The organism is Martinezella sp. CNPSo 3795 (genome assembly GCF_057784475.1).
Map to the genome: position 1 here is coordinate 157,731 of NZ_JBXSOQ010000008.1, position 18,055 is coordinate 175,785.

17 protein-coding genes are annotated in these 18,055 nt (G+C 60.7%); 12 read left to right on the forward strand and 5 right to left on the reverse strand.

Annotated features, from left to right (window positions below):
* Window positions 1-104 precede the first annotated feature (104 nt).
* Both AC13QY_RS21765 and AC13QY_RS21770 read left to right on the forward strand, forming a co-directional pair.
* Entirely contained in the window at window positions 105-623 is a 519-nt protein-coding gene (locus AC13QY_RS21765; protein WP_113354075.1) for a glycosyl transferase, read from the forward strand.
* Window positions 624-901: 278 nt separating this feature from the next.
* Window positions 902-1,210, forward strand: coding sequence for a hypothetical protein (locus AC13QY_RS21770; protein WP_069612433.1), 309 nt, complete (start codon window positions 902-904; stop codon window positions 1,208-1,210).
* Window positions 1,211-1,241: 31 nt separating this feature from the next.
* Here the strand turns inward: AC13QY_RS21770 and moaB are convergent, their stop codons facing one another.
* The 4 genes from moaB to AC13QY_RS21790 all read right to left on the reverse strand — a co-directional run bounded on the left by moaB (window position 1,242) and on the right by AC13QY_RS21790 (window position 5,715).
* Window positions 1,242-1,796, reverse strand: coding sequence for a molybdenum cofactor biosynthesis protein B (gene moaB, locus AC13QY_RS21775; protein ID WP_113353859.1), 555 nt, complete (start codon window positions 1,794-1,796; stop codon window positions 1,242-1,244).
* Entirely contained in the window at window positions 1,796-2,710 is a 915-nt protein-coding gene (locus AC13QY_RS21780) for a 4-(cytidine 5'-diphospho)-2-C-methyl-D-erythritol kinase (RefSeq protein WP_113330984.1), read from the reverse strand. Before AC13QY_RS21780 ends, moaB begins: the two co-directional genes overlap by 1 nt.
* A 7-nt stretch (window positions 2,711-2,717) precedes the next feature.
* On the reverse strand, window positions 2,718-4,574 hold the full coding sequence (locus AC13QY_RS21785) for a tetratricopeptide repeat protein (protein WP_113353860.1): 1,857 nt from the start codon (window positions 4,572-4,574) through the stop codon (window positions 2,718-2,720).
* A 124-nt stretch (window positions 4,575-4,698) separates the two neighbouring features.
* Window positions 4,699-5,715: a polyprenyl synthetase family protein gene (locus AC13QY_RS21790; protein WP_069612437.1), complete on the reverse strand. Its 1,017-nt coding sequence runs from the start codon at window positions 5,713-5,715 to the stop codon at window positions 4,699-4,701.
* Window positions 5,716-5,823: 108 nt separating this feature from the next.
* Between AC13QY_RS21790 and AC13QY_RS21795 the strand changes: the two genes are divergently transcribed.
* From AC13QY_RS21795 to AC13QY_RS21840, 10 genes are all read left to right on the forward strand, one after another.
* Window positions 5,824-6,054, forward strand: a complete 231-nt coding sequence (locus tag AC13QY_RS21795) for a putative signal transducing protein (RefSeq protein ID WP_069612438.1) — start codon at window positions 5,824-5,826, stop codon at window positions 6,052-6,054.
* Window positions 6,055-6,062: 8 nt separating this feature from the next.
* The gene (locus AC13QY_RS21800) at window positions 6,063-6,839 is read left to right on the forward strand and encodes a tRNA1(Val) (adenine(37)-N6)-methyltransferase (protein WP_113353861.1); all 777 of its coding nucleotides are present in this window, start codon (window positions 6,063-6,065) and stop codon (window positions 6,837-6,839) included.
* 109 nt (window positions 6,840-6,948) lie between these two features.
* Window positions 6,949-7,809: a S49 family peptidase gene (locus AC13QY_RS21805; RefSeq protein WP_145322663.1), complete on the forward strand. Its 861-nt coding sequence runs from the start codon at window positions 6,949-6,951 to the stop codon at window positions 7,807-7,809.
* A gap of 16 nt (window positions 7,810-7,825) precedes the next feature.
* Window positions 7,826-8,017, forward strand: coding sequence for an NfeD family protein (locus tag AC13QY_RS21810; protein WP_113330988.1), 192 nt, complete (start codon window positions 7,826-7,828; stop codon window positions 8,015-8,017).
* A 119-nt stretch (window positions 8,018-8,136) separates the two neighbouring features.
* On the forward strand, window positions 8,137-9,096 hold the full coding sequence (locus AC13QY_RS21815) for a glycine--tRNA ligase subunit alpha (RefSeq protein WP_047627810.1): 960 nt from the start codon (window positions 8,137-8,139) through the stop codon (window positions 9,094-9,096).
* Window positions 9,097-9,222: 126 nt separating this feature from the next.
* The gene (locus AC13QY_RS21820) at window positions 9,223-9,774 is read left to right on the forward strand and encodes a LemA family protein (RefSeq protein WP_113330989.1); all 552 of its coding nucleotides are present in this window, start codon (window positions 9,223-9,225) and stop codon (window positions 9,772-9,774) included.
* A gap of 87 nt (window positions 9,775-9,861) precedes the next feature.
* On the forward strand, window positions 9,862-11,118 hold the full coding sequence (locus tag AC13QY_RS21825) for a 3-phosphoshikimate 1-carboxyvinyltransferase (protein ID WP_488493941.1): 1,257 nt from the start codon (window positions 9,862-9,864) through the stop codon (window positions 11,116-11,118).
* A 94-nt stretch (window positions 11,119-11,212) separates the two neighbouring features.
* A complete protein-coding gene (locus AC13QY_RS21830) occupies window positions 11,213-13,147 on the forward strand; it encodes a DUF2207 domain-containing protein (protein WP_145322673.1) in 1,935 nt (644 codons plus the stop codon).
* A gap of 85 nt (window positions 13,148-13,232) precedes the next feature.
* A complete protein-coding gene (gene glyS / locus AC13QY_RS21835; RefSeq protein WP_488493922.1) occupies window positions 13,233-15,347 on the forward strand; it encodes a glycine--tRNA ligase subunit beta in 2,115 nt (704 codons plus the stop codon).
* A 14-nt stretch (window positions 15,348-15,361) separates the two neighbouring features.
* On the forward strand, window positions 15,362-15,856 hold the full coding sequence (locus AC13QY_RS21840; protein ID WP_113330466.1) for a 2-thiouracil desulfurase family protein: 495 nt from the start codon (window positions 15,362-15,364) through the stop codon (window positions 15,854-15,856).
* Window positions 15,857-15,931: 75 nt separating this feature from the next.
* Here AC13QY_RS21840 and AC13QY_RS21845 read toward each other — a convergent pair whose 3' ends face one another.
* A complete protein-coding gene (locus tag AC13QY_RS21845) occupies window positions 15,932-17,746 on the reverse strand; it encodes a methyl-accepting chemotaxis protein (protein ID WP_145322679.1) in 1,815 nt (604 codons plus the stop codon).
* Between the last annotated feature and the right edge of the window lie 309 nt (window positions 17,747-18,055).

Genomic DNA, 18,055 nt, shown 5'->3' on the forward strand with positions numbered 1-18,055 from the left:
GCGCCGGCCGTGAGAATTTCGGCCGCTTATGATGCTTTTCTTAAACGCTCGAGCCTGAGGGTTAGGTGCTGGCAATAAATTATGCGCCGCTCTATAAATGGGCAATGTTGACGGTCATCATCGAATGCCAGGATCACGAACCCGAGCTGGCGCAGACATTGGCGGCATTGGTGGCAGGAGCGGTCGAAGGGCTGGTCAGCGACGTGGTCGTGCTTGATCACGGTTCCAGGGACGGCACATCGAAGGTGGCCGATGCCGCCGGCTGCCGCTTTTATTCGCAGTGGGATATCAAGGATATATTGCGGTCTGCGAGGGGCGAATGGTTGCTGCTGATCGAGCCGGGCGCACGGCCGCAAGCCGGCTGGATCGATGAGATCGCCGAATATGTCTCGCTGAACAAGGTGCCGGCGCGCTTTACAGCATCGCGCGGCTATCGTCGCCCGTTTCTGAAGCGAATCGGCCGTCGTACGGCGCCGCTGGAACTGGGTTTACTGCTTTCCAAGCACCAGGCGATCGCCGTCGCCAGGTCGGGCATGGGGCTGGCGGAGTTCGCCAAGGGACAGAAGGGCCGACGGCTTTCAAGCGAGCTCATTCCGTCCTGGGTGGCACGCGCGGCGCGATAGGGCCTAGAGCATTTCCGCATTTCTTCGAATTGCAAAAACGCTCCATCTTTTTGTTTTTACGCAGCTCCGGACGCAAAATCGCTTCGCACTTTTGCTGGAACTGCTCTAGCGTTCCGCAGATTCCATTTGTAAACGCGCGAATAGCTGCGATAATTTGCATGTGGCGGCACCTTATGCGTGTCGCGTCAGGCGGCCGACCATGAAGATGCCGATATCAGGCGGAACTGGTCAGCGGAACTCTCCTTTTCTGCCGGGATTTCGGCGAAAGGAGGTGCGTTATGAAACGCACGATGCTCTACCGCCTCATGGCAACGATCTTCGTTGCAAGTGCAACTCTTTTCCCCGGCATTGCCGCCGCTCAGGTGACCTTGGCCTGCGCTCAACGCGTCGATATCGTCGCGTTTCTTGGCGACCATCTTTCGGAAAAGCTTTCGGCCGTCGGCAAGCTCGATCAGAGCACGATTGTTGAGATCTACGCCGCCGAGAGCGGCAACTGGACACTGCTGATGAGCGACGTATCCGGCCGGAGCTGCATCATTCTCACCGGCGATTCTTGGGAATCAATTCCTGTTCTGCCGAAGGCATGATCGACGCGCAATATCGCGTTGAGCAGAAGACCTATCTCGAGCCGGCGCCGCGCTTTAGATGCTCGTCGAGGCGCGGCATGATCTCCACGAAATTGCAGGGCATGTGGCGATAGTCGAGTTGCGCCTTCAAGATGCCGTCCCATGCATCCTTGCAGGCGCCAGGCGAACCCGGCAGTACGAAAATGAAGGTGGCATTGACCACACCGCCGGTCGCCCGTGACTGGATCGTCGCCGTGCCGATCTTGTCGTAGGAAATGCGATGGAAGACCTCGGAAAACCCATCCATCCGCTTCTCGAACAGCGGCTCCAGCGCCTCGGGCGTGACATCGCGGCCGGTAAAGCCAGTCCCGCCGGTGGTAATCACCACATCAATCGCATCGTCCTTCGTCCAGGCTTCCACCTGCGCGCGGATGCGCTCCTTGTCGTCTGGCACGATGGCGCGGGCGGCAAGCCTGTGACCCGCCTCTGCAATGCGGGCAACCAGCGTATCGCCGGATTTATCGTCAGCGAGCGTGCGTGTATCGGAAACGGTCAGCACGGCGATGCCGACGGGAATGAAGGATCTTTCGTTGCCTAACGCTGCCATCATGCCTCTCCCGCGATCGTTTCGGTTACCTGGAAATACCAGTCCGGCCGCTGCCTGTGAAGCGAAGCGGCGGCGGCCGTCGCCTGTTCGATATCGTTGAAAATACCGAAGCACGTCGCACCGGAACCGGACATGCGCGTCATGATCGGCCCCTGGCTTTCGATCAGGCCGGAGAGCGCTGAAATCTCACCGCAGATCGAGCGTGCCGGCGGTTCCAGATCGTTGCGCAGGGTCTTGATCGTGTCGATCCATTCGCCGTGTCCCTGCGGCATCTGTGATGGAAACAAGAGCGGCGGATTGTCCTTGCGGGTGAGCTGCCGAAACACATCCGATGTCGAGACGCCGACAAGCGGATTGCCGAGAACCACGGCAAAGGCGGGAAATCCCCGCAGCAGGTCTATCGCCTCGCCAATCCCGCGCGCGACCAGTGGTTGGCTGGCAAGGCACATCGGCACATCGGCGCCGAGTTTCAAGGCGATGGTTTTGACCGTCGCCTCCGGCAGGGTAACGCGCCATAGCCGCATCAGCCCGCGCAAGGTCGCCGCCGCGTCCGCCGAGCCGCCGCCGATGCCGGATGCGATCGGTAGATTCTTTTCCAGATGAATATGGGCAGGGGGGGCATCGAAGCCGGCCGAGTTGACTGCCTGCCGCAAGAGATCGCGCGCCTTGAGAACGAGATTGTCGCCGGCCTCGGCATCGGCCGAAAGCAACGGGCCAAAACGTCCAGAGAGACTGAAATCGTCATCCGCACTTGCGCGAAAGAAAAGACGGTCGCCATGGCGGGCAAAGCTGACGAGCATATCGAGCAAATGATAGCCATCGGCTCGGCGGCCCGTGACATGCAGTGCAAGATTGATCTTTGCGGGCGCTTCTTCCGTGAGGTCGAAATCGCCCGCAGCCAAGATCGTGCTCATGGAAATCTTAGGACTTCTTGTCGACCGGCGCCGGAGCGTTCGTGTCGGGCGAGGGCGCGGGTGCTGGATCGGGCAGCTTGCTTTTGTCAACAGTCTTCGGGTCGTTGTCGAGCGGCGGCAAGCCCTTCTCGACCTTCTCCTTGATCTTCGGAATATCGGCCTCTTCCGGCTTCGAGGCGAGCGCCCGGTTCCACTGATAGACGGCTTCGAGCTTGCGATTGACGCGCCAGTAGGCGTCGCCGAGATGGTCGTTGATCGTCGGATCGCCGGCCTTGAGCTGCGCTGCCCGCTCCAATTCGCTCACCGCATCATCGAAACGGTTGAGGCGGAAATAGGCCCAGCCAAGGGAATCGACGATATAGCCGTCATCCGGCCTCAGATCGACGGCCTTCTTGATCATGTCCAAACCCTGGTCGAGGTTCATGTTCATGTCGACCCAGGAATAGCCCAGATAATTCAGCACCTGCGGTTGGTCCGGATTGAGTTCGAGGGCCTTCTTGAAGTTCGGCTCGGCATCCGCCCATTTCTTCAGCCGCTCATAGGCAATGCCGCGCTGGAAGAAAACCGCCCAGTCGCTGCGCTTCGGCACTGGGCCGATGATCTGCACGGCCTTGTCGTAATTATCGGCCATGGACTGGAAGTCCTTGGCGTCGGAAAGCACGCTGCCGTAGGCGAGATAGCTGCGGACATCGTTGGGATCGGAATCGATCAGTGCCTTCAGATGTTTGCGTGCATCGTCGATTTTACCTGCCTGGGCGAGTGCGAGGCCGAGCTGCAGCTCGGAGATGCGGGCCATCGGCGAATTATCGGGCACCTTCTTGTAGAAGGCGATCGCGCGATCGGTCTGCTCCTGTTTTTCGGCCAGCCCGCCGAGCAGGACCAGCGTATCGGCCGCCTTCGGGTCGAGAGAATTGGCAATCTGTAGATAGAGCGAGACGACATCTTCGGCCCCGTCGCGGTTCAGCGCGGCACCGATGGTGAAGAGAACGGCGGCCGCACCCTCGCTGGCGTTCGTCACCTGCTGATCCGGCGTATCGCCCTTGCTGATGCTGTCGCGCAGTGCATTCAGCGGCGCATAATTGCTGACGAGATTGTCGCCGACGGAAATCGCATCCAGGGCCTTCTGCTTGTCTCCGGCCTTGGCTTCGAGGCGTGCGAGCGCCATGACGGCGCGCATGAAGGTGTCAGGTGCGGTCGCGCCGCCGGTCTTGTCGAGGATGGCATCGTTAAGGTGAGAGCGTGCCGACTTCAGGTCGCCCAGCGTCAGCGCAATGGCGCCGGCATGATAGTTCTTGAAGATGTTGAACCAATCCGGGCCCTTCATCTTGTCGATCATCGAGATTGCTTCCTTGCCGCGGCCGGATCCGGCACGCGCCCAGGCGGCGAGCAGGTTGGTCATCATCCGGTCGAGATCGTTCGGACCGTTATATTTGAGGATTTCCTGCGCGGTGCGGTATTCATGGCGGCGGATGGCATCCATGCCACGCACGATCGTCGTGACACGCTCGACCGAAGGATCGCTCTTCAACTCGTTGGCGTATTTGACGCCTTCTTCCAGATTGCCGTTCAGCAGCAGCGAGATCATCAGCCGCTGGCGAATTTCCGGATTGCTCGGATCGATCATCAGTGCCTTTTTGTAGAGCGCAATGGCAGTATCGTAGTCATGATCGACATCTGCGGTACGGGCGGCGAGGAACGCGCCTGCGAACGTATCGACGCTATCCGGATCGAAAGAAGTGACCGGAGCACTGGCCTCCGGCGCTGCCGGCTTATCCTCTGCGCGCGCGCCAGTCAGGGCGGACACCGAAAGGATTGCCGCCAAGGCTACGCCCGAAAGGAAACGGATGGCAAGTCTCTGCCGCATTAGAAAGCCTTTCATCAAGGGAATGGCCGGCGACTTCGCCGGCGGCACAACGCATTCGTGTCAACTGATTCACAACAGGATGGCTTTTTTGAAGCGGCCCTGCAACAAATTCAGGCCACCGCCATCAATTAACGCGTTCGATGCAGAAATCGATCACTTCCAGAAGTGCCGATTTCCAGGGCGTTTCCGGCAATGGCGCCAAGGCGTCGCGGGCAATCGTGCCGTAGTGTACGGCGCGGGCAATTGTGTCAGCCAACGCGCCGTATTTCGTGATCAGGCCGAGGGCCTTTTCGAGATTCTCGTCGCTGTTATCGCCGGTTTCGATGGCCTCACGCCAGAAGGCGCGTTCCTTCTCGGTGCCGCGGCGATAGGCGAGGATCACCGGAAGCGTGATCTTGCCCTCGCGGAAATCGTCGCCGACATTCTTGCCGAGGTCGGCAGCCTTGCCGCCGTAATCGAGCGCATCGTCGACGAGCTGGAAGGCTAGGCCGAGATTGGTGCCGTAGGATTTCAGCGCATTGCGCTCCGCCTTGCCGGCATTGGCGACGATCGGGCCGACTTCGGCCGCGGCGGCAAAGAGCGCCGCGGTCTTGGCGCGGATGACCGAGAGATAATCGTCTTCCGTCGTCTCCATGTTCTTGGAAACGGAAAGCTGCAGCACTTCGCCTTCCGCGATAACGCAGGCTGCCGAAGAGAGTACGTCGAGCGCTTCGAGCGAGCCGACTTCCACCATCATGCGGAAAGCCTGGCCGAGCAGGAAATCGCCGACCAGAACGCTCGCCTGGTTGCCCCAGATCATCCGGGCCGTGGATTTGCCGCGGCGCAGATCGCTTTCATCGACGACGTCGTCGTGCAGCAGCGTCGCCGTATGCAGGAATTCGACCGATGTCGCGAGCTTGATGTGATTGTCGCCCTGATAGCCGTAAAGTGCGGCGGACGCGATCGTCAGCATCGGCCGCAAACGCTTGCCGCCGGAGGAGATGAGGTGCTCCGCAACCTCGGGGATCATCTGCACATCGGAGCCGGCCTTGGACAGGATGAGCTGATTGACGCGTTCCATGTCCGCCTTGGTCAGGTCCACCAAAGGCTTGATGGATGCCAGTTTATTCTTGCTTTCTTCCAGCGGTATCACGACGCCCAACGATCCGGACTCCTGTTCATTTCCTGCAAAGCACAATAAGAAGGGGCGAAAGAGGCGGCAAGAGGCGAATTGTCTCGTCGCGTAAATTTGACAGGAATTCTAAGGCTTATGCACGAGCTGATCCGCACCAACGACCCGGTCCTTCTCTCATTTGCGGAGAGTCTGATGAAGGATGCAGGAATCCATTGCCTGGTGGCGGATCAGGCGATGAGCGTTCTGGAGGGTTCGCTCGGCATGCTGCCCCGCCGCTTTCTGGTGGAAGAAGAGCGTGCCGATCTGGCCCGCCGCATCCTCATTGATGCCGGTCTCGGTGACGAACTGCGCCCGGTGCGGACCTGAGGTCGGCCATGACCGGCAAGCCCTCCGAAACCATCGATGCCTTCCACCGCGGCGCTTTCCATGTCGTGCAGCCGAAAGGCAGGGGGCACCGCTCCGGTATGGATGCCATGTTGCTGGCGGCCCTCGTCGCAGATGAGCGGACGATCCGGGTGGCGGATCTCGGCGCAGGTGCTGGAGCAGCCGGAATGGCCGTGGCCTCGAGACTCGACCGGGCGGAGGTCGTGCTGTTCGAGCGCTCGTCCGACATGGCCGAGTTCGCGCGCAGGAGCCTTTCGTTGCCGGAAAATGCCCGTTTTGCCGGCCGCGTGTCCGTTATCGAGGCCGACGTGACGCTGACCGGCAAGGATCGCAACGAGGCGGGGCTTGTCGACGACAGCTTCCACCATGTCATCATGAACCCGCCTTTCAACGATGCCAGCGACCGGTTGACGCCCGACGCCTTGAAGGCAGAGGCACATGCCATGACGGACGGACTGTTCGAGAAATGGATTCGCACGGCAGGTGCGATCATGATCCCTGGTGGGCAGCTGTCGCTGATCGCCCGGCCGGAGTCGATCGGCGAGATCATCGCCGCCTGCGGTCGCCGCTTCGGCGGCATTGAAATCACACCGATCCATCCCCGCGAAGGCGAGAGTGCGGTGCGCATCCTGGTGACGGCGATCAAGGGTTCGAGGGCGAGGCTGGCGCTGCGCGCACCTCTGATCATGCATGGCGAAGGGACGCATAAATTCACCGATTTCGTCGATGATATGAACAACGGCCGCGCTTCGTATCCGCGCCGATAGCCATTCGGCTGCCCTCAGCGTCAGAGCATCAAATACAATCCGCAATATTGCGTTTGCCATTTCCATGCATACATCACGGGCAACAAACATCATGAAACAGGGATGACGAATGGTTGGGTTCTTGAGACGCATGCTTCCGAAGCGCTTCCGCAAGGAGGAGGTGATCATCCCCGTCGTCCGCCTGAGCGGCGTCATCTCTTCCGGGGGAGGGCCGCTGCGGCAATCGCTGAATCTGGCAGGCTCATCCCAGGCTCTTGAAAAAGCCTTCGGTATGAAGCCGGCGCCGGCTGTCGCCATTATCGTCAATTCGCCGGGCGGTTCTCCGGTGCAGTCGCGGATGATCTACAATCGCATCCGCGATCTGGCCGCCGAGAAAAACAAGAAGGTCCTTGTCTTCGTCGAGGACGTTGCGGCCTCCGGGGGTTACATGATCGCGTTGGCCGGCGACGAGATCATTGCCGATGCCACCTCGATCGTCGGCTCGATCGGCGTCGTTTCCGGCGGGTTCGGATTTCCGGAGCTCCTGAAGAAGATCGGCGTCGAGCGCCGCGTCTATACCGCCGGCGAGAACAAGGTGATCCTCGATCCCTTCAAGCCGGAGAAGGAAAAGGACATTGAATATCTAAAGAGCCTGCAGCAGGAGATCCACAAGGTCTTCATCGAAATGGTGCTCGAGCGTCGTACAGGAAAACTCTCGGCTGACGAAACGGTGTTCTCCGGCCTGTTTTGGACCGGCAGCCGCGGGCTGGAGCTCGGCCTGATCGATGGTCTCGGCGACATGCGCCAGGAGCTGAGGAAGCGCTTCGGCGACAAGGTCAAGCCTATGTTGATCACCACGCCGCGCAGCCTTTTCGGCCGCAAGGCTCCGGGCATCTCGCTTGGGAGCATGGATGGCCTCGGCGCCGGGCTTGCATCCGGGCTTGCGGAAGCGGCAGAGGAAAGGGCATTGTGGAGCCGGTACGGATTGTAAGCGGGAGCGCTGGGTAATGCCCCAGATCATCTTCTTTGTCGTCGCCGTCGGCGGCCTCTGGCTGCTCTATCGGCGTTTCGTGCGCGATGCCCAGAAGCTCGCCGAAAAATCCCGCCGCGCCGAAACGGAACGCCGTACCGGCGCGATGGGAACCTTGGTCAAGGACCCGAAAACCGGCGAGTATCATGTGAAGCGCGAGGATGAATAAGACTCATATGCCTCGGTGAGATAGGCTGCAGCGCCGTTTGTGCTGCAAAGCCTTGACCCATTCGCCACGCCGTGGCACCTGTCCGCCAAACAATTCGCTAGCGGAAGAAATCAGTTCCCATGACTGCCAACGTGCCCGACCATATGAACCCGAAGCGCTCCTTTCAGGCGCTGATCCTGACGCTGCACAATTATTGGGCCGACAAGGGTTGCGCGGTTCTGCAGCCCTACGACATGGAAGTCGGTGCCGGCACGTTCCATCCGGCCACCACGTTGCGTTCGCTGGGTCCGAAGCCTTGGCGTGCTGCCTATGTCCAGCCGTCACGCCGTCCGTCCGACGGCCGTTACGGTGAGAATCCCAACCGCCTGCAGCATTATTACCAATATCAGGTCATCCTGAAACCCAATCCGCCGAACTTGCAGGAGCTCTATCTCGGTTCGCTGAAGGCAATCGGCCTCGACCCGCTTCTGCACGATATCCGCTTCGTCGAAGACGATTGGGAAAGCCCGACGCTCGGCGCTTGGGGTTTGGGCTGGGAATGCTGGTGCGATGGCATGGAAGTCTCGCAGTTCACCTATTTCCAGCAGGTCTGTGGCATCGAATGCGCTCCCGTCGCCGGTGAGCTGACCTACGGCCTGGAGCGTCTTGCGACCTATGTTCAGGGCGTCGACAGCGTCTATGACCTGAACTTCAACGGCCTCGAAGGCGAGGACAAGATCACCTACGGCGATGTCTTCCTCCAGGCCGAGCAGGAATATTCCCGGCATAATTTCGAATATGCCAATACCGAGATGCTGCATCGCCACTTCATCGATGCCGAAAAGGAATGCCAGGCGTTGCTGGCAGCCGGTGCCCCCGGCGACAGCGAAAACCATCGCCTGCACAAATGCGTCTTCCCGGCTTACGACCAGTGCATCAAGGCGAGCCACGTCTTCAACCTGCTCGACGCCCGTGGCGTCATCTCGGTGACGGAACGCCAGAGCTACATCCTGCGCGTGCGCACGCTCGCCAAGGCTTGCGGCGAAGCTTTCCTGCTGACAGATGCCGGCGGCGTCAACTGGAACCAGCAGGCCGCTTGAGGCAAGCTTCCCCAGGATTGGGCATTGCGGCCCTATCTTGGCTCTGCGCTACCGTTAAAGCCGGGTGACATTGGCGTGAAATCTGCCTAGTGTCCCTTGGGTTGCAGTCGCCACGGGGGATTTCAGATGCTTGTTCTTCTCGCGATCATAGTGTTGGCCGCACTCTATGTCGTCTTCATCTACAACGGGCTCGTCCGCGCACGCCAGGTCGCGGAAGAGGCATGGTCCGGCATCGATGTGCAGTTGAAGCGCCGCGCCGATCTCATCCCCAATCTGGTCGAGACGGTCAAAGGCTATGCCGGGCATGAGCGCCAAACCTTGGAAGAGGTTGTTGAACTGCGGAACAAGGCGCAGGCGGTGCCAGCAGGGGATGTCGCGGCACGTGGTCAAGTGGAAGGTTTGTTGTCGCAGGCGCTTGGCCGGGTGATCGCGCTCGCCGAAGCCTATCCCGATCTCAAGGCCAATACCAACTTCCTGGAACTGCAGCGCTCACTCGAGGGCGTGGAAGGCGAGATCCAGATGTCCCGCCGCTATTACAATGGCGCTGCGCGCGATCTGAACGTCAAGGTCGAGACCTTCCCAAACAATCTCATCGCCGGCCCCTTCGGATTTACCAAGAAGGCCTATTTCGAGATCACCAACGAAGCCGACCGCGCCGTTCCTACGGTAAAGTTCTGAGATTCCCGCTATCGGTTTTTCATGCGAGGCGGTAAAGGATGCCGACCGCCGGCCATCGGCCGGCTTCCTGACTGACCAAAGAGAATGATGATGGGTAGAGCCAAACTCACGATTATCCCGCCGGGCAAGCCTTTGACCGGACGCGCCATGCCGCCCGGATCGAAGTCGATTACCAATCGCGCACTGCTGCTGGCTGGCCTTGCCAAGGGCACGAGCCGGCTGACCGGCGCGCTAAAGAGCGACGATACCCGCTATATGGCCGAAGCGTTGCGCGCCATGGACGTTGTCATCGACGAGCCCGACGACACGACCTTCATCGTGACCGGTAGCGGCAAGCTGAAGGCGCCTGCTGCCCCTCTCTTTCTCGGCAATGCCGGCACCGCGACGCGCTTCCTGACGGCCGCTGCCGCGCTGGTCGAGGGCAAGGTCGTCGTCGACGGCGACGCTCACATGCGCAAGCGGCCGATCGGCCCGCTCGTCGACGCGCTGCGCTCGCTCGGCATCGATGCCTCCACGGAAACCGGCTGCCCGCCTGTCACCATCAACGGCACCGGCCGCTTCGAAGCAAGCCGTGTGCAGATCGATGGCGGCCTGTCCAGCCAGTATGTCTCTGCGCTTCTGATGATGGCCGCCGGCGGCGACCGCGCCGTCGATGTCGAGCTGCTCGGCGAACATATCGGTGCCCTCGGCTATATCGATCTCACGGTTGCGGCCATGCGCGCTTTCGGCGCCAAGGTGGAGCGCGTGAGCCCGGTCGCTTGGCGCGTCGAGCCGACAGGCTATCATGCGGCCGATTTCCTGATCGAGCCGGATGCGTCCGCCGCAACCTATCTCTGGGCGGCCGAAGTTCTCAGCGGCGGCAAGATCGATCTCGGCACGCCGGCGGAACAGTTCTCGCAGCCGGATGCGAAGGCGTATGACCTGATCTCGAAGTTTCCGCATCTTCCGGCCGTCATCGACGGCTCGCAGATGCAGGATGCCATCCCGACGCTTGCCGTTCTCGCTGCCTTCAATGAAACGCCGGTGCGCTTCGTCGGCATTGAAAACCTGCGCGTCAAGGAATGCGATCGCATCCGCGCATTGTCGAGCGGCCTGTCGCGCATCGTTCCGAACCTCGGCACCGAAGAGGGCGACGATCTGATCGTGGCATCCGACCCAAGCCTGGCGGGCAAAGTGCTGCCGGCGGAGATCGACAGTTTCGCCGATCATCGCATTGCCATGAGCTTCGCGCTTGCCGGCCTGAAGATCGGCGGCATCACCATTCTCGACCCCGATTGTGTCGCCAAGACCTTCCCGTCCTATTGGAACGTGCTGGCTTCGCTGGGGGTCACCTACGAAGACTGACGCTCCGCCATCTCAAGGGAGGCTGAGCGCGGAATAATCATGACGCAAAGCGGTGCCGGTAGCAGCGGCGCCGCGGCCATCCTTTGGGGGAGTGATGACACGGCTTTGCGGATTCTTTCTGGCCCTGTGCCTGCTGCTCTGTGCGACGGCGGTGACGGCAGCCGAGCTCATCACCAATTTCGATCAGGCAATCGCGCTGCATCGTGACGGCTCCATGCGCGTTGTCGAGACGATCTCCGTAAATGCAGAGGGGCGTGATATCCGCCGCGGCATCTTCCGGGATTTCCCGCTGACGATGACAGATGCCAACGGCCGCGAAATCGAGGTGGATTTCAAGGTGGTCTCCGTCGAGCGTGACGGCCAGCCGGAGGATTGGCGCAGCGAGCGTATCAGCGGCGGCGAACGCATCTATATCGGCAAGGCCGATCGTATCCTGAACCCAGGCCCGCATACATTTCGCCTGACGTATGACACCAACAGGCAGATGCGCTATTTCGGTGATCACGACCAGCTTTACTGGAACGTGACGGGCAACGGCTGGCTGTTCCCGATCATCAACGCGAAGGCAATCGTCACCTTGCCCGACGGCGTGCAGCCGCAGCAGCTTGCCTTCTTTACGGGGCCGCTCGGCGCTACGGGCAAGAACGCAAGTGCGAGCCAACAGGGCAATATTGTTACCTTCGCGACAACCAGGCCGCTCGCCACCGCCGAGGGCCTGACGATCGCCATCAAGCTGGCCAAAGGAGCGATTGCGCCGCCGAGCGACAGCCAGCAATGGGGCTGGTTCCTTCGGGATCATCTCGATACGATCATAGCCATCGGCGGGTTGATCCTGCTGTTTGCCTATTACATGCGAAGCTGGATCGCGGTCGGCCGAGATCCACCTGCAGGTGTCATGGTCCCGCGCTGGGATCCGCCTGACGGCATTTCGCCAGCGCTCGTGAACTATATCGATAACAGGGGCTTCGCCAGTTCCGGCTGGACGGCATTCTCTGCGACGGCAATCGACCTTGCCGTGCGCGGCTATGTCATTCTCGATGATCTGAAGGAAAAGGTCGTTGTCCGCCCGACCGGCAAGGCCGGCGGCGATCTCAGCGGCGGCGACAAGGTGCTGATGCAGGCCGTCGGACCATTTTCTCCGCTCGTCATAGACAAGGAAAACGGCGAGGCGGTGCAGGGTTTGGGTGCGAAGTTTCGCAGCGCGATCGAGCGCGATCATCGCGGCGAGTATTACAAGGCCAACTCGCTCTATGTCGTGGTCGGTGTTGCTCTCTCGGTTTTGATCCTGGCATCCATCATCATCTTCGGGCGGTTGCATGAAAATGCGGTGCCGCTGATCGTCATGCCCGGTGTCCTGTCGATTTTCGTGACCATCTTTACCAATATCATCGGTCGAAGATTCCGGCGTCCCAACGCCAGTCTCGGCCAGCGAATTCTTTCCGTTCTGATCTGCGCCTTCTTCGGCTTCGTATTGGTATCCGTCGCGGTCAACGGCTTTGCCGCCGCGGTCGTGCCGCTGTGGGAAGCGGGCTTGCTGCCGCTAGTGGCGGGCATCGTCGGCATTTTTGCGCTCAACGTCGTCTTCTATTTCCTGATGGGCGCGCCGACACCGCTTGGACGCAAGATGATGGATGGCATCGCCGGCCTCCGGCAATATCTGACGCTCGCCGAACGAGACCGGATGAACATGCAGGGCGCGCCGCAGATGTCGCCGCAGCATTTCGAAAAACTGCTGCCCTATGCGGTCGCGCTCGGTGTCGAAAAGCCCTGGTCGAGCGCTTTCGAGACCTGGCTTGCGACCGCCGCAGGTGCAGCCGCGGCAGCCTACGCACCGGTCTGGTATTCCGGCGATTTCCGCCCTGGTAATATCGGCGGCACGATCGGCGACTTTTCCTCTTCCATGGCGTCGACCATAGCCTCGACGATTCCTGCACCGGCATCGAATTCATCCTCCGCTTTCGGCGGTGGAGGCGGCGATGGTGGATCTTCCGGTGGTGGAGGAGGCGGTGGAGGCGGAGGAGGGTGGTAAATTCGCCGTTTGCCTTGGTGACTTTTGCCGCCGGGCTTGCTAAGTCCGCCCGGATCATTTCTGCCTCAACGTAAAGACAGCTCCCATGCCCGATCTCCTTCTCGAACTCCGCTCCGAGGAAATTCCCGCCCGTATGCAGCGCAAGGCTGCCGGCGACCTGAAGAAGCTGGTGACCGATGCGCTGGTCGAGGCTGGTCTGTCCTATGAGGGCGCCAGGGAATATTGGACGCCGCGGCGCCTCACGCTCGACATTCGCGGGCTGACGGCGCGCTCCGCCGACGTGCGCGAGGAGCGCAAGGGTCCGCGCACCGATGCCAATGAAAAGGCGATCGAAGGCTTCCTGCGCGGCGCCGGCCTGTCCTCCATTGCCGAGGCGCAGGTGCAAAGCGACCCGAAGAAGGGCGATTTCTACGTTGCGGTGATTTCCAAGCCCGGCCGCGCCGCGGAAGAGATTGTCGCTTCCGTGATGCCCGATATCATCCGCAACTTCCCTTGGCCGAAATCGATGCGCTGGGGTAAGGCATCAGTAAAGCCCGGCTCGCTGCGCTGGGTGCGCCCGCTGCAATCGATCGTCTGCGTCTACGGCACCGAGCATGAGGAAACCGTCGTCATCCCCTTCGAGATCGACGGCATCGTCGCCTCGAATGTGACCTATGGCCATCGCTTCCATGCGCCAGGCCCGATCACGGTCAAGCGCTTCGATGATTATGTCGCGAGCCTGGAAAAGGCTTATGTCGTTCTCGATGCTGAGCGCCGCAAGGACATTATCCTGCATGATGCCCGCGATGTCGCCTTTGCCAATGGCCTCGAACTGGTTGAGGACGAAGGCCTGCTGGAGGAGGTTTCCGGCCTCGTCGAATGGCCGCAGGTGCTGATGGGCTCCTTCGAGGAGGATTATCTCTCGATTCCGTCGGAAATCATCCGCCTGACCATCAAGACCAATCAGAAGTGTTTCGTCACGCGGCCACCGGCCGGCGAGACGCTGTCCAACCGCTTCATTCTCGTCGCCAATATCCAGGCAACGGATGGCGGCAAGGAAATCGTCCACGGCAACGGCAAGGTCGTGCGCGCTCGTCTGTCCGACGCGCTGCACTTCTGGAAGCGCGACCAGGGCGATCTGCCCGATCTTGAGACGCTGGAAGCCTCCGCCAAAAAGTTCGGTCTCGATCTGAAGAAGCCACTCGATCAGCGCATGGCCAAGCTCGATGCCCTGAACGTCACCTTCCATGCCAAGCTTGGCAGCCAGGGCGAGCGCGTCGCCCGCATCCGCGCGCTGGCCGCTGACCTCGCCAAGATCACCGGCGCCGATGCCGCTCTGGTCGACCGCGCCGTCGTGCTCGCCAAGGCCGATCTGCGCACCGAAGCCGTCGGCGAATTCCCCGAGCTGCAAGGCGTCATGGGCCGCAAATACGCATCGCTACAGGGCGAGAGCGCTTCTGTGGCAACGGCTATCGAAGACCACTACAAGCCGCAAGGTCCGTCCGACCGTGTCCCCGAGGACAAGGTTGCGATCACGGTTGCGCTTGCCGACAAGCTGGATACGCTCGTCGGCTTCTGGGCGATCGATGAAAAGCCCACGGGCTCGAAGGACCCTTATGCACTGCGCCGCGCAGCCCTCGGTGTCGTCCGTATCCTATTGGAGCGCGGCGTGCGCCTGCCGCTGCTGGCGACCACCAGGGATGCCGATCTGCTTGCCTTCTTCCATGACCGCCTGAAGGTTTATCTGCGCGATCTCGGTGCTCGCCATGATCTCATCGACGCCGTGCTGACGCCGGAGGCCGACGATCTGCTGATGATCGCCCGCCGCGTCGAGGCGCTGACCGCTTTCATCACCTCCGAGGATGGCAAGAACCTGCTCGCCGGCACCAAGCGCGCCACGCAGCTTCTCGCCGCTGAGGAGAAGAAGGGCACCGTCGTTGCCGATGGCGTTTCGGAAGCCTTGCTGAAGCTCGATGCCGAAAAGGATCTCTTTGCTGCCGTGAAGGCCGCCTCCTCCGAGGCTTCCGCTGCGATCGCCAAGGAAGATTTTCGCTCGGCCATGGCAGCTCTTTCCAAGCTGCGCGCGCCAGTCGATCGCTTCTTCGAGGACGTGCTCGTCAACGATGAAGACGCCGCCATTCGCGCTAACAGGCTGGCGCTGCTGCGCCTGATTCGCGAAGCAACCGGCACCGTCGCCGACTTCTCGAAGATCGCGGGATAAGACATGGGGGCGCGATGACCGGAAAGATCCTCGTCAGCGCCTGCCTCATGGGCCATGCCGTCCGCTATGACGGCCGTTCCAAGCCGCTTGTCCATCCGGCAATCGATCGCTGGCGCGAGGAGGGGCGGCTTGTGACGATCTGCCCGGAAATGTCCGCCGGCATGGCCGTTCCAAGACCTCCCGCCGAAATCGCAGGCGGTGCCACGGGCGAGGATGTGCTTGCCGGCACCGCACGGGTAATGGAAATCACCGGCGGCGATGTCACGGCGAAATTCCGTCAGGCGGCGGAAAATGCGCTGGCGCTCGCAACGGAAACCGGCTGTCGCTACGCTCTGCTGATCGACGGCAGCCCGTCCTGCGGCTCGGGCTTCATCTATGACGGTACATTTTCCGGCGGCAAGCAGAACGGCCGCGGCGTCACGGCGGCGCTGCTCAAGCAGGCCGGCATCGAGGTCTATTCCGATCGCGAGATCGACAGGTTGGTCGAGCGGTTGAAGGTCGCAGACTGACGCAGCAAAAGCTTTGCTCAAAAGAAAACCGCCGGATGCGAGGCCGGCGGTTTCCCATTTTTGCAGCTGTACTGATCAGGCGGCGCGGCGATGATCCATGGTTGCGCGGCCTTCGTTGACACGGAAGCCGCGGATGAGGGCAAGAAGATCTTCCGTGTCGGCGGCGAGCGTCTCGGCCGATGCGGTGGTTTCCTCAGCCATGGCGGCGTTCTGCTGCGTGGCGGCATCGAGCTGGTTCATCGAGGACGAGATCGAGCGCAGCGTCGTATCCTGCTCGGAGGCGCTGTGGGCGATCTTCGAGACGATCTCATTGGCTGCCTTGATCTGACCGGAGATGCGTTTCAGCGCTTCGCCTGCCTCACCGACAAGGCGAACGCCCTGATCGACCTGACCGGAAGAGCGGGCGATCTGGTCCTTGATCTCCTTCGCGGCTGCGGCGGAGCGCTGGGCGAGTTCACGCACTTCCTGGGCGACGACCGCAAAGCCCTTGCCGGATTCGCCGGCACGAGCCGCTTCCACACCGGCGTTGAGCGCCAACAGGTTGGTCTGGAAGGCGATCTCGTCGATGACGCCGATGATCTTGCCGATTTCGGCCGAAGATTTCTCGATGCCGCTCATCGCTTCGATCGCCTGAGCAACCACAGCATCGCTGCGCGATGCTTCGGCGCTGACGGCATGGACGCGCTTGCTGGCCTCATCGGCGCCTTCCGCGGTCTGACGGACGGCGACAGTGAGTTCGTCGAGCGCTGCCGAGGTTTCTTCCAGGCTTGCGGCCTGTCGCTCGGTGCGCTGCGACAGCTCGTTGGAGGCGCGACGGATTTCTTCCTTGCTGAGGCCGATGTCGTTGCCTTTGGCATTGACGCGTCCCATCGCGGCTTCGAGGTGCGACAGTGCCTCATTGAAGTTGTTGCGAAGGCCGGCATAGCTGGCGCCGAGATCGCCGCAGCGCACCGTCAGATCGCCGCGAGCAAGCTCTTCGAGCGACTTGCCGATGACCGCAACGACGCGAGCCTGTTCGCGGGCCTCGTCCTGCTGCTGGCGCAGGTTCTGTTCGCGTTCGTTGCTGATTTCCAGCTCCTGTGCCGCCTGACGGTCGGCAAGCGCATGACGTTCGCGAACCTTTTCCTGCAGCGCCTGGGTCGCCTTCGCCATCAGGCCGATTTCATTGCGCATCTCGGTATGCGGGATGGCGGTCTTCACGTCTTCGTCCGCGACGGCCTTCAGGGCTGCGTGGACGTCGGTCAGCGGCTTCGTGATGCCGCGGATGAAGTAGAAGGCGGCACCGATACCGATCAGGAAGACGATGCCGCAGATCATGAGAGCACGCCACATCGTGGCATTGATCTGTGCCTCGAGGTCATCCATGTAGACACCGCAGCCGAGCACGATCTGCCAGGGAGCGAAAGCTGCCGAATAGCTGCCCTTCAGGAAGAACTCGCTGTCGGAGTGACCCGGCTTGTTCCAGTAATAGATGGTGCGGCCGCCGCCCTTGATGCCCTTCTCGACCATTTCCTTGCTGAAATGGGTGCCATTCTTGTCGACTTGGCCGGACATGTCCTTGCCGATATTGACGGGGCTCGGATGAATGCGCTGGATCACATTGTAATCGAAACCGAAGAGATAGCCTGCCGGCGCGAAGGTCACATGCGAGAGAACCTTGAAGGCTTCGGCCTGGGCCGCCTCATGGGTCATCTCGCCGGATTTTTCGCGCTGATAATACTGGTTCAAAACCGAGATGCCGGATTCGACCTGCGTGCGCAGCATGTCGAAGCGGTCGTCGTAAATGGAATCGGCCTGGGACCGGATCTGGAAATAAGTGGCCACCGCGAAGGCGGCCATCAGGACGCCAAGCAGGGCAAACAATTGATGCGATATCTTGAGATTCTTCATGGTGCCTCCCACAGGGGTGAATACCGGTGCGGTTTCCTACCGCCTGTGCGATCGCCTGAGAGAATCCCAATACGCTTGCCGCCGCTTAAATGACATGCTGCTGTCCGGTGACAGTAAAATCGCTGTTTATGTCTAAAAAAGCTTTAATTGCTGGGTTTGGTTGTATTTAATTTCGAATTAAACCGCAGATATGCGCAATCATTGTAAGTAATACGTAATTATATTTGAAGATCACACAAGTGAAACTTAGGTTTTGTGAAGGATTATTTAATTCTGCCGAATATGAAAATGATATATTTCGAAGTATGA

Excerpts from the sequence above, each read along its gene's own strand:
- AC13QY_RS21765 (WP_113354075.1), top strand. The coding sequence starts at position 105 with ATGTTGACGGTCATCATCGAATGCCAGGATCACGAACCCGAGCTGGCG.
- AC13QY_RS21770 (WP_069612433.1), top strand. The coding sequence starts at position 902 with ATGAAACGCACGATGCTCTACCGCCTCATGGCAACGATCTTCGTTGCA.
- moaB (WP_113353859.1), bottom strand. The coding sequence starts at position 1,796 with ATGGCAGCGTTAGGCAACGAAAGATCCTTCATTCCCGTCGGCATCGCC.
- AC13QY_RS21780 (WP_113330984.1), bottom strand. The coding sequence starts at position 2,710 with ATGAGCACGATCTTGGCTGCGGGCGATTTCGACCTCACGGAAGAAGCG.
- AC13QY_RS21785 (WP_113353860.1), bottom strand. The coding sequence starts at position 4,574 with ATGCGGCAGAGACTTGCCATCCGTTTCCTTTCGGGCGTAGCCTTGGCG.
- AC13QY_RS21795 (WP_069612438.1), top strand. The coding sequence starts at position 5,824 with ATGCACGAGCTGATCCGCACCAACGACCCGGTCCTTCTCTCATTTGCG.
- AC13QY_RS21800 (WP_113353861.1), top strand. The coding sequence starts at position 6,063 with ATGACCGGCAAGCCCTCCGAAACCATCGATGCCTTCCACCGCGGCGCT.
- AC13QY_RS21805 (WP_145322663.1), top strand. The coding sequence starts at position 6,949 with ATGGTTGGGTTCTTGAGACGCATGCTTCCGAAGCGCTTCCGCAAGGAG.
- AC13QY_RS21810 (WP_113330988.1), top strand. The coding sequence starts at position 7,826 with ATGCCCCAGATCATCTTCTTTGTCGTCGCCGTCGGCGGCCTCTGGCTG.
- AC13QY_RS21815 (WP_047627810.1), top strand. The coding sequence starts at position 8,137 with ATGACTGCCAACGTGCCCGACCATATGAACCCGAAGCGCTCCTTTCAG.
- AC13QY_RS21820 (WP_113330989.1), top strand. The coding sequence starts at position 9,223 with ATGCTTGTTCTTCTCGCGATCATAGTGTTGGCCGCACTCTATGTCGTC.
- AC13QY_RS21825 (WP_488493941.1), top strand. The coding sequence starts at position 9,862 with ATGATGGGTAGAGCCAAACTCACGATTATCCCGCCGGGCAAGCCTTTG.
- AC13QY_RS21830 (WP_145322673.1), top strand. The coding sequence starts at position 11,213 with ATGACACGGCTTTGCGGATTCTTTCTGGCCCTGTGCCTGCTGCTCTGT.
- glyS (WP_488493922.1), top strand. The coding sequence starts at position 13,233 with ATGCCCGATCTCCTTCTCGAACTCCGCTCCGAGGAAATTCCCGCCCGT.
- AC13QY_RS21840 (WP_113330466.1), top strand. The coding sequence starts at position 15,362 with ATGACCGGAAAGATCCTCGTCAGCGCCTGCCTCATGGGCCATGCCGTC.
- AC13QY_RS21845 (WP_145322679.1), bottom strand. The coding sequence starts at position 17,746 with ATGAAGAATCTCAAGATATCGCATCAATTGTTTGCCCTGCTTGGCGTC.